The organism is Thermogutta hypogea (assembly GCF_055386265.1).
The window spans coordinates 2,550,420-2,565,637 of record NZ_AP042425.1; the positions used below are offsets into that span (position 1 = coordinate 2,550,420).

11 protein-coding genes are annotated in these 15,218 nt (G+C 61.8%); 7 read left to right on the top strand and 4 right to left on the bottom strand.

Annotated elements, in window-relative coordinates:
- Nucleotides 1-421: 421 nt before the first annotated feature.
- Both ACZ5B4_RS09200 and ACZ5B4_RS09205 read right to left on the bottom strand, forming a co-directional pair.
- Nucleotides 422-2,242 (bottom strand): sigma-70 family RNA polymerase sigma factor, encoded by a 1,821-nt coding sequence (locus ACZ5B4_RS09200; protein ID WP_464910930.1) that lies wholly within the window; start codon nt 2,240-2,242, stop codon nt 422-424.
- Between the two features lie 693 nt (nt 2,243-2,935).
- Nucleotides 2,936-4,030 (bottom strand): Lpg1974 family pore-forming outer membrane protein, encoded by a 1,095-nt coding sequence (locus tag ACZ5B4_RS09205; protein WP_464910931.1) that lies wholly within the window; start codon nt 4,028-4,030, stop codon nt 2,936-2,938.
- A 524-nt stretch (nt 4,031-4,554) separates the two neighbouring features.
- On the opposite strand from ACZ5B4_RS09205, the gene ACZ5B4_RS09210 reads away from it, so the two are divergent.
- From ACZ5B4_RS09210 to ACZ5B4_RS09240, 7 genes are all read left to right on the top strand, one after another.
- Nucleotides 4,555-4,920 (top strand): response regulator, encoded by a 366-nt coding sequence (locus tag ACZ5B4_RS09210; protein WP_464910932.1) that lies wholly within the window; start codon nt 4,555-4,557, stop codon nt 4,918-4,920.
- 185 nt (nt 4,921-5,105) lie between these two features.
- On the top strand, nt 5,106-5,612 hold the full coding sequence (locus ACZ5B4_RS09215; RefSeq protein ID WP_464910933.1) for a chemotaxis protein CheW: 507 nt from the start codon (nt 5,106-5,108) through the stop codon (nt 5,610-5,612).
- 160 nt (nt 5,613-5,772) lie between these two features.
- On the top strand, nt 5,773-6,708 hold the full coding sequence (locus ACZ5B4_RS09220; protein WP_464910934.1) for a CheR family methyltransferase: 936 nt from the start codon (nt 5,773-5,775) through the stop codon (nt 6,706-6,708).
- A 375-nt stretch (nt 6,709-7,083) separates the two neighbouring features.
- A complete protein-coding gene (locus ACZ5B4_RS09225) occupies nt 7,084-10,128 on the top strand; it encodes a chemotaxis protein CheA (RefSeq protein WP_464910935.1) in 3,045 nt (1,014 codons plus the stop codon).
- Between the two features lie 102 nt (nt 10,129-10,230).
- Nucleotides 10,231-10,854 carry a chemotaxis protein gene (locus tag ACZ5B4_RS09230; protein ID WP_464910936.1) on the top strand — a complete coding sequence of 208 codons (624 nt, stop codon included), beginning with the start codon at nt 10,231-10,233 and terminating at the stop codon, nt 10,852-10,854.
- Nucleotides 10,855-10,949: 95 nt separating this feature from the next.
- Nucleotides 10,950-11,453: a chemotaxis protein CheD gene (locus ACZ5B4_RS09235; RefSeq protein WP_464910937.1), complete on the top strand. Its 504-nt coding sequence runs from the start codon at nt 10,950-10,952 to the stop codon at nt 11,451-11,453.
- A gap of 302 nt (nt 11,454-11,755) precedes the next feature.
- Nucleotides 11,756-13,204 carry an FAD-dependent oxidoreductase gene (locus ACZ5B4_RS09240; RefSeq protein ID WP_464910938.1) on the top strand — a complete coding sequence of 483 codons (1,449 nt, stop codon included), beginning with the start codon at nt 11,756-11,758 and terminating at the stop codon, nt 13,202-13,204.
- On the opposite strand, the gene ACZ5B4_RS09245 is transcribed toward ACZ5B4_RS09240, so the two are convergent.
- Both ACZ5B4_RS09245 and ACZ5B4_RS09250 read right to left on the bottom strand, forming a co-directional pair.
- Nucleotides 13,193-14,326: an MlaD family protein gene (locus ACZ5B4_RS09245; RefSeq protein WP_464910939.1), complete on the bottom strand. Its 1,134-nt coding sequence runs from the start codon at nt 14,324-14,326 to the stop codon at nt 13,193-13,195. The two genes, ACZ5B4_RS09240 and ACZ5B4_RS09245, sit on opposite strands and share 12 nt — an antisense overlap.
- Entirely contained in the window at nt 14,319-15,185 is an 867-nt protein-coding gene (locus ACZ5B4_RS09250) for an ABC transporter ATP-binding protein (RefSeq protein ID WP_464910940.1), read from the bottom strand. The genes ACZ5B4_RS09245 and ACZ5B4_RS09250 overlap by 8 nt, the downstream gene beginning before the upstream one ends.
- Nucleotides 15,186-15,218 lie beyond the last annotated feature (33 nt).

Genomic DNA, 15,218 nt, shown 5'->3' on the forward strand with positions numbered 1-15,218 from the left:
CCACGGACACCGGGAAGTCGCTGCGCCCGGCACTGAGGAGCGTACCATCCCCTCGGACGATACCATCGCGACGACTACCAGTTTAACCGGCAGCGAGAGCAAGACAAGTTGCCGGGAGGTCCGTCGCTTGCAAAAGTGTTTTCCGCCGGAGGAAAGCCAACCCCTTCCGTGGGTCTTCAGCGAGAGGCGATTTGTTGCCGTGCCCGGAGGAAAGTTCCCCTCGCCGATTTCACCGCCGGCCCGCGCCGAAGGCTCCAGGCGGGTGGACCGTCGCGGCGGCACGGACCGACGACGAGACGAGGCGGCAAGGCGCCGCGATAACAACCGTGGGAGACTTCGTCCGCGGCGAGCCGGAAATCCGGTCCGAAAAACGATCTCGCCGATCGCGAATACGACCGGCGGGCAATGCCGCAATGACGTTTCACAGCTCGGCGTCGAGATGGGCGTCCGGCGTGCTTTGTCCGCGTGCCACCAGGGCGTCCACGAACCCGGCCAATTTGCGCGAACGCACCGGATGACGCAACTTGCGGATGGCCTTGGCTTCGATTTGGCGCACCCGTTCGCGTGTGATCTTGAAGATTTTTCCCACCTCTTCCAGCGTATAGGCGTAGCCGTCCGCCAAACCGTAACGCAAGCGGATGATTTCCCGTTCGCGATAGGACAGATCGGCCAGGGCCTCGCTCACCGACCGCTTGAGCAAATCCATGTTCATTTCGTACAGCGGATCGTCTTCGCGGTAGTCGGCCAAGAAATCGCCCAAGTAACTGTCGTCGTGCTCTCCCACCGGCTGATCGAGCGACAACGGCTGACGGCTAATCTGCAAAATGCCGCGAACGTCGTCCGCATTCATCCCCATGGCCGCCGCCGTGGCGTCCAGCGTGGGGGCGACGCCCGTCTGTTGGGTCAATTGCCTGGCGGCGGACTGGATGCGCCCGCAGACGTCGATCATGTGAACCGGCATGCGAATGGTCCGGCTTTGGTCGGCCACCGCCCGCGTAATCGCCTGCCGAATCCACCAGGTGGCATATGTGGAGAACTTGAAGCCGCGGGCATACTCGAACTTGTCCACCGCCCGCATCAAACCGGTATTCCCCTCCTGAATCAAATCCAAGAAGCTCATCCCGCGATTGCGGTATCGTTTGGCGATCGAAACCACCAGCCGAAGATTACCGGCGGAGAGGCGCCGCTTAGCCGCGTCGTATTCATCGGCATATTTCCGCACCGCGTGGAGCAGGTTCCGCAGCGTGGTCGGGCTTTCCAACGTCATGCGCATCAAATAGCGCAGTTCGCGCCGCAGTTCCTGGGCATAGGGGGTGGACCGGCCGTCTTTCAAGGCGTTCAATTCCCGACCGATATGATCCATCCGTGCCGAGATGCGATTGAGGCGATCCAGCAGCGGTTGCAACTTCTGCGTCCGCAGGTCCAGCTCCTCGATCAATCGCACGGCGCGATAACGGCGACGCATCAAGCGTTCGCGAGCGGCCCGGCGCACATCCAACGGCAATCGCCGATTCATCATCACCAGGAAGTCGGCGCGATTCTTCTTTTGAATGGCACGCAGCGTCGCCAGATTCGGCTCCAGAAGTCGCATGATCCGGCGTTTGCCCCGCAGATTGGTCACGGAGACGTCCACCGTGCGATCCAATCGGAGTTTGCCGTCGCGGACTTTTCGCAGAAGCTCGATGGCGGCGTTGAGCACGAAGTCGGTCGCCAGCATGGCGTAGCGGAAACGACGCCTTGCCCGCTCGATGTCACGGGCCGCCTCCAACTCCTCCTCGCGCGAGAGCAGGGAGATTTCGCCCATCTGCATCAAGTAAATGCGGATGGGATCGTCGATCCGGTCATCCTGCCCCGTGTGATCCACGTCCAATTCGCCGTCATCGAAGGCGGCGGCTTCCGCCCCGTCACCCTCCGCATCGGAATCGAGATCAAACAAATCATCGCCGTCATCTTCCGGATGAGAATCGGCGGCAAGCCGGACGTCGCGTTCCTCCTCGTCTTCATCCGGAAGGGCCAAGTCCGGCGCGACGGCCTTTCCACGGATCGGCAGCAACGACGTCGCGTCGTGACCATTGGTGCCGTTGCGACCATCGGCCTTGGCCCGGCCGCCCTTGCCTTTGGAAGAGACGCCGGAAGTCGCATCCTGCGAAACGCTGCTGGGTTTACGGGTGGAAGCGACGGCTTTTCTGGTCTTGGCCAAGGTTGTGTCCCCCAACAGGCGGTGATTTCGAGATGCTTGCATGGGCTGAGTGTTGCCTGATGTTTCTGGGAACGCACATCCTGTGCCGGACTCCCCTCCTTTCGGGTAAAACACCTTAAAGCCAATTTTTATAAGCACTTACAGAAAGCGCACACTTCCGACATCCCTCCGTAGCGTGCGGGTCGTGTTTCAACAACGAAACACGTCCGGCAACATGCTGCCCGACCGCGCCGAGATTCGCATCGGCGACAACCACCGGACCGAAGCCAAGCAGATGCGCTCAACGCCGCCGAGCGGCTGCCGTTCACCGGGCCTGACGTCCCGCTTTCCAAACCGCTCAATTCGATACATTTGGAATAAATGACAATTTCGGGAAAGCTTAACAATTTGAGCAACTTGGGTCAACTAGCGCATCAAGTGACTGTGCATGAAACACAGAAGGAAGAGTTTTCGCGACCCAGACGCCCACCGGCGCCGCTCTCCCCCCGGTACGGCACTGCGGGGCCCAATCGCAAAGGATCGAGGCAGCGGCGGAGGAACGAGGGGCGAGGAACCATGTCAAGAGGCGTCAAGAAACGCCGACCCCGCGAGCAAATTGCTCGCGGGGTGCGACGGGTTCCTTCAGTGGAGGTGTGGGTGTGTCAGGTTATCGTCGAGGCGACCGCGACGCCCAATCTTCCGACCGAACGCTTCGAGTCTTGGACGGCATCGCAATCCCGTCCGGCTACGTCCAACTCAGAACCGAATTTCAGCCCGACCGACCAAACCGTCAAAGGTAATGGTGTCATTGAGGTCGCTGAAGTTGTTGGCTTGCACGCCTCGAATGAAGGTATCCGCATCAACGGCGTTGAACCAAGCGCTGACCATGTATCCGGCGCTGAAGAAGCATCGGCCGCCGGGGCTGGTCCAACCGACTCCCAATTCCAAATCCAAAATCGGCACGACCTTACCGGTCCGCCAGGTCACGTCCACCACGGCCGGGTCGAACGTTTGGTTCTGCGTGTAGCGTGCACGAAAATCGCCGGCCACGAAGCTGGCGGCGCTGCGGCCGTACACCAGCCAACCGCTATTCTTGGCATGGCGTTCGCCTTCCAAGCCCAGGCGGATACCGCCGCCGTAGAAGCGAACGTCCGTCGTCACGTTCTCAATGCCGTTATTCTGGTAGGTGGCGGCGAAATCCTGCTCCAGTTGGGCGTATCGCGCACCGACCAACCAATTCAAGGAGCCGTAGCACGAAGAGCGGAAGACGTGCCGGTAATCCGCGTCGATCAATTGAAAATCGACGTCGTTGCTGGCCGCGCCGCGGAGAAAGTCGGCGGAAGCGCTGGCCATAGCAGGATGCGAAACCAGGGACCGCAGCACCAGCGGCGCGTCGGTCTCGATCGCATCGTCGGTGTGGCTCTCGAAGAAGGTGTACGACGCCCCCACGCTGGAGCATTCATCCAACGCCCGACCGATTCCGAAGCGGAAACCAAGATTGTAATCGATATCGGCATTCGCCACGCGGCCCACCTGCACCGGCACACCGTCGTTCACAATCGCACCGTTGATCGGCACGGCCCAGGGCACGTCGGCGTCGCTGGGTTTCAAGTACAGGGCTTCGCCCCACACCTGCCACAGCGGCAGGCAGGCGTTGGCGTCGGGCGGACAGACATTCATCGCCGGCCCCGACTGAGACGCGCCGTTACCATCTTGGAAGCCGGTTTGGATGACTCCGCCGTAGCCTTGCCAAGGCGGGGCCGTTTGATAACCCGGATCAGCCCATTGAGCCGAAACCAAACCCGTCATCCCAACCCAGATGACAATCGAGGGAACCAACTTGAGTCTCATACCTCGCCTCATCCTTGAAAAGCGAAACCTTCCTGCAAAACGATCCTGACCGACACCGCCCGGTGCGCGTTCATAGCTGCCGCTTGTATCGGATGTATCGCCGCAGAATACGGAGCGTAGCCAAGAAATACCTAAGCACCGACAAAGTTCACGCAAACGCCCCGTTTTGCCATCATTTGCGACGCGAACGGTCGGGCAATTCAGTGTGCGGATTGGACGTCCCGGGGTTCGGCGCTGCCGCCGATACGTTCCCTATAGCCCGCCCACAATGCCCAATATTCGATTCCAAGGAGACCAACTCCGGCATCGGCATCATTTGACAACTCCCTGATGTGACCTAGCTTTATCCAGACGGCGGTGAAAGACGCAAAACCGTTCCGGCGGTCCTTCACCGTGACTTTTCGTTTCGGCCATTCGCCAAAGGCTCATCGAGCGGCAGCGGCACTCGGGTAAAGGCGCGCCATTCTCGTCGCACGGCTTTCCCGACCCCCTGCAAAGGTCAGTTCTTTTCAAAAGGAGGTCCCATGAGCGCTCGCGTTTTAGTCGCCGACGACTCCAGCACCATGCGCAAGATCATCATTCGCTCGCTTCAGGCGGTCGGCGTGCCGGAAGCGGTGGAAGCAGCCGACGGTAACGAGGCTGTCAACCTTTTCCAGCCGGGCAAGTTCGACATGGTGTTGACCGACTGGAACATGCCCGGCAAGTCCGGATTGGAGGTGATCCAAAGCATCCGATCGCAAGACCCCAACGTACCGATCATCATGATCACCACCGAGGCGGAGAAAAGCCGCGTGCTTCAGGCCATCCAGGCCGGCGTATCGGATTATCTGGTCAAACCGTTCACCGCGGACACCCTGCGGGAAAAGCTGGAAAAGCACGGCTGCGGTTGATGATGCGCGCGTCCGGCAGGACTTCGTGCGGATGGATTCGGGCATCGCCGCCGATTTCCGTTTGTTCCTTACCCAGCGTCGTATCTCGTGACCTATGTTTCAGTAACCGCCGAATTCGGTCCGTAGTCCCGACCCATTTCGCCGGGCGGCCGTTTCGTCCAAGAAAAGAAGAAAAGGAGAAGTCCATGAGCACCGCGCTTCATGAACAAGAGGCCCTCGTTCAGGAACTTGCCCATCGCGAAGGCAGCGGCACGCTGCAACTGGTCAGTTTTCGCTTGGGGCAAGAGGAATACGGCGTTGAGATTACCAAGGTCCAGGAAATCATCCTGATGGGTGAGATCACCAAGGTACCGCAAACGCCCGAATACATCAAAGGCCTCATCAACCTGCGAAGCTCCGTCATCCCGATTGTGGACCTTCGCTTGCGTTTCGGCCTGCCTCCGCAAGACACCACGGACGAAACGCGGATCATGGTGGTCAACGTTCGCGGCAAGACGATCGGCATCATCGTCGATGCCGTGAGTGAAGTGCTGCGGATCAGCAAGGACCAAATCGCTCCGCCTCCCCCGACCGTCGCGGGCTTGGGCCGCGAGTATCTCACCGGCTTGGTCAAGTTGGACAAACGCCTGCTGATCCTCCTCGATATCGAGCGCATTTTGGACGAGCAGGGCGAATCGGTGGGCGACTTTTGATCGCGATCCGAACCGCCGGGCAATTCCCCCCACGGATTCGAGATAGTACAGCCCAAGGGCCTCCATACCGACGCGACGCACGGCGTCGGCCCGCGGCGAGGACCGTGCGGCCGACGCCCTGCCCTACCGCAGATTGGATCATCGCTCTCGGAGGATCGAGATGTCCCTGATGCCGAAGACCGGTTCGGCTTTAAAGCCGATCGCCCCGATCATCGCGCAGCCCTTGCGCCAAGTTACGGATGAAGAATTGCGGCGTTACGCCGATCTGATCTATCGTCGAACGGGGATCAAAATCTCCCCCCAGAAAAAGACGTTGTTATCGAATCGCCTGGGTCGGCGACTCCGAGAGACGGGTATCGCCACGTTCGAAGAGTATTACCGGTACTTGACCGGCCTGCCGAACAGCCACCCCGAGTGGGACGCCTTTCTGCAAGAGATCACCACGCACGAAACGTTCCTCTTTCGCGATGAGGGGCAGTGGCGTTGGTTCAAGAATCAGTTTCTGCCGTCCATCGCCGCGTCGCAACCGGAAGGCATCAAACAACTTCGCATTTGGTCGGCGGCGTGCAGCACGGGCGACGAAGCCTTCACCGCCGCCCTATGCATTGCGGCCGCCTTTCCCGATTTGAGTCGTTGGCGTGTGCAGATTCTGGGCACCGACATCGGCATCGGGGCCGTGCAACAAGCCCGGACCGCGACTTTCGGCGAACGCGCCATGCGTCTGGTCCCCGAGGAATACAAGTCTCGTTACTTCGATAAACTCCCCAACGCCGAGGTCTGGCGTGCCAAGCCCAAGCTCACGGCCATGACGACCTTTCGGCAACACAACCTCATGGAGCCGCTGCGCGAACGGCCGTTCCATCTGGTGTTTCTCAAGAACGTCTTGATCTACTTCGATCCGCCGTCCAAGCGGGTGGTGCTGAACCATGTCAAGAGCCTGATTCTTCCCAACGGATATCTGGTGGTCGGCGCGGCCGAAGGCGTCGGCGACCTGATGTCGGACATGACGCGCATCCAGCCGTGGCTTTACCAACGTCCGGCGGAGCCGCCGGCGAAAGGGATCGCGAAGCCCTTTTCTCAGGCTTCGGCCCGCTGAGCCGCCCCTCGACGGTCGCCTTATCCGCTCCGCCCGACGATTCGGACTCCGATCTTGCCGCCGTGTGTCTGCGGCTCTCCCATGCGTCCAAGTTCTCCGGTAGCGACCCGCACGAGGGGAGGCTCGGGCCGCGGAATTTCATCGTCGTTCCATTTCCCGGTCCGATCCTGAATTCGGCCTTCCCGACGGAATTTTTTTGTACACCGGCGTGCGCGCCGAGAGTGAGCTAAGTTTCCGTAGACGGCTTGCTTAGCGCCTGCCGCTTCGCGTGCCCGCCACGTTTTCAATCCGTCCGATTCCGCCCCCTTGCAGGCGGCGCGTCCTAGAATCCTCCGCACTCGTTGCCCACCACAATCGTCACCAAAAGGATTGGTCATGGCTGCAACGGATCCCCTGCCCCGCGATGAAATGTTCGAAGCCTTGCTCGGCGATTTTCTCGACGAATCCGGCCAGCATCTGGACCGATTGAACGAGAATCTCTTGCTCCTCGACGAAGGTATCCGGGAGCAAAGCGAGCAAGGGCGGACGTGCGATATCGAGGTTTTGAACGAGATGTTTCGAGCGGCCCACAGCCTGAAGGGCCTCTCGGCGATGCTCGGATTGACCGACATCAACCAACTGACTCACAAGGTCGAAAACGTCTTCGACGCCGCGCGGAACGGACAATTGGTCATCGACCGCGGCGTGATCGATTTGATGTTTCGCGCCGTGGATCGCCTGTCCGCCATGGTGGACGCCCTGCGCGAGTCGCCGGAAGAGCCCATCGACGCCGAGGCCGAGATTCATGACATCGCCGAGCTTCTCCGTCGCGCGGGCTGCGAGAAAAAACAGAGCTCGCAGAACGACGCCGAAAAGGCGTTGGCCGACTTGCAGCGAGCGGAGGCCGCCGTCGCCGAAGCCATGGGCGATGCGTCATCACCATCCGCTGAAGCCGCCGCGGTTTCCGCAAGCACGCCGGTCCCGCCGGCGGAACGGTCCGCCCTGACGGAAGCCGAGCAGCTTTTCGCCGAGGTCCGTGACGACGGCGACATCGATCCGCAATACGTCGCGATCTTGGCTGACGAACTGGATCAAGGAATCGATACTTTGACGGAGACCTTGCTCCGTGTCGAAGGCGGCGGCACCAGAGAAGACCTGGAATCGTTGCTTTGCACGGCACACCGCATCAAAGGCTCGTCCGCGGCGGTCGGCTATCAGCGAGCCGCGAAACTGGCGCATCTCATGGAAGACTTGCTGCAAGAGATGCGTGACACGGGCAAGCCGCTCATGCCCGACGTCAACGACGTACTATTGCGATGCACGGACGCGTTACGGCAATTTGCCGCAAGCCTCCGCGGCAACGGCACGGAAAGCCCGGACTTCGTCGAAGCAGCCGCCCGATTGATCGCCTTCCGCCGACCCATCAGGGCCGGCGATGCCGCGCATTCCGAGAAGTCGAGCCTGCCGCAAACCCCGGGCATTCCCGAAGAATGGATCCAAGCGGTCGCCGAGGCGGCCGGCGACGCACCCGCCGTGGTGGGCATCGTGCGATTCCACGCCGATGTTCCGCTCCCCGGATTGAAAGGCAGATTGATCCACGAAAAGCTGTGCCATGTGGGCACGGTCTGCCGGTTTGCGCCCGATCCCGACAAACTGGATCAACTGGAAAAACTGGATGCGGTCCAATTCGGGGTCATCACGGATCAACCGCTTGAGGCGATCGAGCGTGCGGTCCGCGTGGGCGGCGTGCTCAACGTCATGCTGCGCCCCGTGGGCGGCCTCGTCACCGAGGGAAGTTCCGCAACGCCCGAAACGGCCTCGATGCCGCTTCAACGCGCCGCCAAGCCGGAATCGCCTGCAATTCGGCAGGACGCCGACGGCGAGAAACCTTCGCCGGTCGCTCGGCAAACCGGAAATGACTCCCGCGCCCAAGCGCCGTCCACGGCAGCCGGCCCCCGGCCCGCCCAGGTATCCGGGAACCACTCGGCAGCCGCCGACAAGACTTCGCGGCCGGACGCCAACGGTAAGAACAAGCCGAATGATGCGGGGAAAACGGGCGAAACATTGCGGGTCGATATCGAACGCCTGGACGACCTGATGAATCTGGCAGGCCAGTTGGTCATCAGCCGGGCGCGGTTCTTCGAATTGGGGGACAAACTGAAAGCCCGCGCGGGAGACATGCGGGCCGTGCAGTTGCTCCGCAGCATCCAGGACACGCTGACTCGGGTTCTTTCCCGCAACGATCGCCGCGTCTCCGGTCTAGGGGAGGTCGAAGCCCATCTCCGCCGCATCGAGAAGGACCTCCAGGTCTTGCACGAGGAGATGGCGTCGCTGTTGGAGATTCGCGCGGCGGTCAATCAACTTTCCGAGGCGATCCATCAATTCGACCGCATCACCGATGACATTCAACGGAGCGTCATGCAGACCCGCATGGTGCCCATCGGTCCCTTGTTCCAGCGATTCAAACGCGTCGTTCGCGACGTCACTCGCGCCAACGGCAAGACCATCCAATTGGTTATCCGCGGAGAGAAGACCGAGCTGGACAAGCGGATGATCGACGAACTCGGCGACCCCTTGATCCACCTGGTTCGCAACAGCGCGGATCACGGCATCGAACCGCCCGAGGAACGCAAGAAACTCGGCAAGCCGATGGTCGGGACCATCACCCTCGATGCGTACCAACGGGGCAATTCGATCGTCATCGAAGTCATCGACGACGGCAAGGGTCTCGACGCCGATCGCATTCTCCGCAAGGCGATCGACCGCGGCCTCGTTTCGCAAGGGGACGCGGAAAAACTCAGCCGCCAGGAGATCTACCAAATGATCTTCCTGCCCGGCTTGAGTACCGCCGAAAAAGTCACGGAGGTCTCCGGCCGCGGTATGGGCATGGACATCGTCAAAAGCAAGATCGAAGAGCTGAGCGGTGTCATCGAGTTGGATAGCGCGCCGGGGGTGGGCACCAAGGTTTCCATCCGCCTGCCGTTGACCTTGGCCATCCTCCCGAGCTTGCTGGTGGAAATCGGCGCCGAGGTGTACGCCATGCCGATCGAGGTCGTGCGCGAGATCGTTTGCGCCCGGCGGGAAAACATCCTGACGGTGCACGGCCTCCGTACCGCCCGCATCCGTCAACGCGTCATTTCACTCGTGGAACTGGACGAACTATTCCGGGGGCTGGGAAGCCGCCGAGACTTCGGGCAAGATGCCGCGGAGACGACGCTGGTCGTGCTCGGCGATCAAAACCACGAGTTGGGATTGGTCGTCGATCGCGTGCTCGGAGAACAAGACGTCGTCATCAAATCGGTGGCGGAAAACTACCAGAACGTGCCGGGCATCGCCGGGGCCAGCATCCTGGGCAACGGCCGCGTTTCGCTGATCCTGGACGTCGGTGCCCTGATGCAAGCCGTGGTACGGCGCGGCGCGGGAAACTTTGCCACACAGTGACCCCCGTGAAATCCGATGTGAAATCCGAATTATCCGGAAAAAGTGCTCACCCATCCCGAAGGTATAGGCTAAGGTTTTGATGTGGAAAGGAAATTGACGACCATGACCACTCTCACCAATAACAGCCGTGCGGCGGCGTTGGAACCCGTCTTCGCGGCAGCCACCCACGAGGCCTCGACCGCCATGTGCCGTTGGACCAACGGCGAAATCCAGCTTTCGCTGGACGAGGTCTTGGAAGTCCCACTGGATCGCGTGACTCAAGTCTTGGAGTTGGGCGACGACCTGCTGACCATGGTTGCGCTGGATTTGCTGTCCGATTCCGGGACGGTCATCCTCTTGATCTTCGACGAGATCAACGGCCGACAGTTGGCTTCCACCTTGCTCCGGCAACCATGCGATCCCGGCACCGAGTGGTCGGAATTGGAGAAGTCGGCCTTGACGGAGACGGGCAATATCCTGGGCTGCGCCTACATGAACGCCCTGACGAAATTGGTGGGGCGCCCGCTCGTGCCCTCCCCTCCCTATTTCATCCAGGATTACGGCGCCAGCGTCGTCGAGCAGGCCTTGATGGCTCAAGCCATGGAGTCGGACACGGTGTTGGTGTGCCGCACCGGCTTTCACCGCCGGGACGAAGAGTTGAACTGGCACGTGCTCTTCCTCCCGTCCGTTTCATTGCGGCAAAACCTGGAACGTGTCATGGCACGTACCCCTTCGCTAAAGGGTTGACATATTCCCGCAAGACGGCAGGGTTCCCGACGGGCACGGGCCGCATCATCCGGCTGCAATTCCCACGGGACCAACGGATATTAGGAGTGGAACTCATGTCGATTTCCGCAACCGTCGCCACGGATGCCAAGCAGATAAAGACGCTGTCCGTGGGAATGGGCCAAGCGCTAGCGGGCGACCGGCAGACGCAATTGACGGCCATCCTCGGCTCCTGCATCGCGGTCGTGCTGTGGCATCCTCGCATGAATCTGGGGGCCATGGCCCACGTCGTCTTGCCCGACTCGCACGGCAAGAGCGACATGCCCGCCAAGTTCGCCGACACCGCCGTGCCTCACCTCGTGCACATGCTGGAGGGCAAGGGCTGCAACCGAAGCGGCTTGACGGCCAAACTGGCCGGCGGGGCCTGCATGTTCCGCGGCGGCGGTCCGCTTCAGATCGGCGACGACAACATCGCGGCCTGCCGCACCCACCTCCAGCGAATGGGGATTCCCATCGCGGCGGAAGACCTCGGCGGCACCACGGGACGCAAGGTAACGATGGATTTCGCGACCGGCCGTTTGACGATTGAAATCGCCGGCAAAGTCGCCCGGGTCATTTGAATCGCGACGCTCTCTCATATCAAGGCCACCGCCCTCGTCCGGCGTCGGCCGATCCACGGAACGGTTTCGCTCCGAGGCCGCGTCCCTCCAACCCTTCGGATGACGAACGAGAACGAAAGCCCCACGCCGCGGCTTTCGCACGGCTCTCATCCTTTTCTCTTCGATACCGAGATGGCGGACGACCTTCGGGCGGAGAACGCCGCGAACCCCTTGCGAGACGTTCCCCCGCGCGGTAACACTGATTGCCTATCCGGCGTAAGCCGCAGCCCGCATATTGGATTCGAAGCCAGGGAGACGCCGACATGACCCCGCCGCCTTCACGCCGCGATTTCTTGACCTGGACGGCCGGCGGTTTGACCGGCGCCATTGCCGCCCGTTCGGACCTTGCGGCAGATGGGCCGGAAGCGATCGCGGAAAGCCGTCTTTCCGAAGGTGCCGGTCTGCTGCGAGAACAAGCCCGCGACGTGCCGATCGTCGAATCCGCCGACGTCGTGGTCTGCGGTGGGGGGCCGGCGGGAGTCAGCGCCGCAATCACGGCGGCACGTGCCGGTGCCAAGGTCCGCCTGCTGGAAGTTCACGGCTGCTTGGGCGGAGTATGGACCGCGGGACTCCTCTCGTGGGTCCTCGACTACCGCAACAAGACCGGCATCATGCAGGAAATCGCCGCGCGGCTGGAAGCCCATCGGGCCGCCGTTCGCGTTCCCGAGGGCGCGGGTGCGGCGTTGGCGTATCGCCCCGAGGCCATGAAGCTGCTCCTGGAAGAGATGTGCGAGGAATCCGGGGTGAGAGTGCAACTCTTCACGCGCGTCTGCGCAGCGCACGTGGACGAGAGCGCGACGTTGCGGCTCGCGGTTTCGGAGTCCAAATCCGGACGCCAAGCTTGGCAAGGCAAAGTCTTCGTCGATGCCAGCGGTGACGGCGATCTGTCCTCCTTAGCAGGCTGCCGTTTCGACTACGGAGGCGAGAACGGCGGGCCGGCGCAACCCATGAGCATGCTCGCCGTTCTCACCGGCTTGGATCCCGATCAAATCGCGCCCTTCGTTCGGGGGCTGGCGGAACCGATGGGCGAACGGAATCCTAAGGGCAGGTTGCTGGCTGAGATTCGGCGCGGGGGACATGACCCGTCCTACCAGGCGCCCACACTCTTCTACTTGGGACGTGGGTTCTTCGCCATGATGGCCAACCACGAATACGGTGTCTGCGGGTTCGACGCCGCCCAGGTGACGGACGCCACCATGCGTGCGCGGCGCGAAGTCCACCGCATCGTCGAAGCCTTGCGGGGTCTGGGCGAACCTTGGAGCAACGTGGAGATCGCCGCCACCGCCGAGCAGATCGGAGTCCGCGAAGGGCGCCGCCCTTACGGCAGGTATCGAGTTACCGCTTCGGACTTGATCCGGGGTACGCGCCACGAAGACGGCGTGTGCACGGTGACCTTTCCGGTGGACATCCACTCCCCCGACCCGACGAAGAACAAGGCGATCGAAGCCCCCGATTTTCGTGCTCAGCCCTACGACATCCCGTTCCGCGCCTTGCTTTCGGCGGACATAACCGGGCTGCTTTTCGCGGGACGGTGCATCAGCGGCGATTTCACGGCCCATTCCAGCTATCGCGTCACCGGCAACGCCGTTGCGATGGGCGAGGCGGCGGGGGCCGCCGCGGCCTTGGCCGCCCGGCGCGGCATCCCCCCGCATGAACTTCCCTGGCCCGACGTAGCCGAACTGCGACGGGACCTCGCCCGCTCAACGGAATAGGCCCGGCAATATCCGCCCGTCGTTTTCGCCGGTGCCCGGGATTTGCGGCACGCCTTTCGTGCCCGCGTTGCGTTCCAAGGCCCCGCGTACCCCGAGCATCTCCGGATGCCGCGCGATCTTGTCGCTGAATACCCGCATATCGCTAATGATGGGACGCAAGTCTTGCGTCAACTGCTGCACGTTGCCCATCGTGCGATCCAGCTTTTCATACAGATCCGGGTCGCGAATCAAGCGCCCCAACGTGCCGTCTTCCTGATTCAGGTTTCGGCCGAAGGTCTCCAATTCGGCCATCAACTGATCGAGCTTCTGCAAGCTCCCATCCAGCCGCTGCACGATGACGGGTCCCCGCTCCGAGAGGCTGTCGGTGAAGCTGCGGAGATTTTCCAGGTTTCCGCGGGCGGCCGCGATGGTCTGATTCGTCTCGTTCAACGTCGCGCGAATGTCGTCCACCAAAGTGGGGACGCGGTCCAGGGCCTCCTTCAGCCGCGCCTTGAGCTCCGGATCGCCGACCAAGTCATTGGCGTTTCTCACGGTCGCGCGAGCTTCCACCACGGTGTCGTTGGCGTTGCGAACCAAGTCCGCCACGGCCTGGCGATTGTCGTCGATCACGCTGCTGACGGAGCGAACGGCCCGACCCAATTCGTTACTCGTGGTCGTCACCGAGTCGATCGCCGTGACGAGCCGCTCTTGGAGATTGGTAAAGACCACGACCGGATCCGGGGGAACGATCCCCTGCATCACGTCGCCCTCGCGGACGGGATCCGGGGGGGCGTTGGGATCCGATGAACGCGAGAATTCCAACATCGAGTCGCCCAAAATGGCGCGATTCAAGCGGCAAACCTCGTTGTGTCGAAGGAGGTACCGGCGCTCAATCCGGGCCGTCACCAGAACTTCGCCATCCGGCGTCAACTTGACTTCCGTTACGCGTCCGATCACGATTCCGCTCTTACGCAACGGGGTGCGTTCGGCCACCCCGGGGGCTTCCGTGAACTTGATGTAAATGGTGTATTCGGAGGGGAAAGGCCAACGCCATTCCCCGAAGGTAACGACCAGAATGGCGGCGATCATGATGCTGGCCAGCACCATCACGCCGATCCGAAATTGCATCAGCCGTTCATCCATGGCCGGCCTCTCCTAACGCGTTTTGTCGGGAGCGCATTTCCATGAGCCGCTCGCCGGCCTCCCCACGAACGAACTGGATCACGCGGATGTCGGCCGCCTCCTCGATCGCCTGAGGCGGGCCGTCATAAAGGATCTGCCTTTCCCCCGGTTCCAAGCGAGCCAAGGGGTATAACATCACGACGCGATCCGCCACCTTGACGGCCGTCCGCATGTCGTGCGTCACGATGATACTCGTTACGGAGTGCGCGGATCGCGTCCTCAGCATCAGCTCGTTGATGACGTCGCTCATGATCGGATCCAGGCCGGTCGTCGGCTCGTCGTAGAGCATGACCTCGGGCTCGAGTGCCAAGGCACGGGCCAGGCCCACCCGTTTCCGCATTCCCCCCGACAGCTCTCCCGGTTTTTTCGTCAGGACCGATTCCGGCAACCCTACCTCCGCCAAGCGCCGGAGCACGACCTCGGCGATCCGCTCCCGACTCATGTCGGTATGTTGCCGCAGGGGAAAAGCGATGTTCTCCCCGATCGTCATGCTGTCAAAGAGCGCGGCCTGCTGAAAGACGAAACCGAAGCGGGTTCGCTGCCGGGCCAATTCGGCCGCCGCCAATTGCTGGAGATTCCGGCCGTCGAAGAGCACGCGACCCATGCTCGGCCGCTGCAAGCCCACGATCGTCTTGAGCAAGACCGTCTTTCCGCAACCGCTCTCACCCAGGATCGCTACCGTCTCTCCCCGCCTTATGTCCAGGTTGATGTCGCGGAGCACCGTTTGCCGGCCGAAACAGACGTGCAACCCCTCGATTCGCAGCAAGGGCGAATCGCCGTCGGCCGACGTCGTCATGGCCTCCGCCGTGGATACCGCCATGTGCCGGCAAGCCCTCTCCCTACAAAACTCATA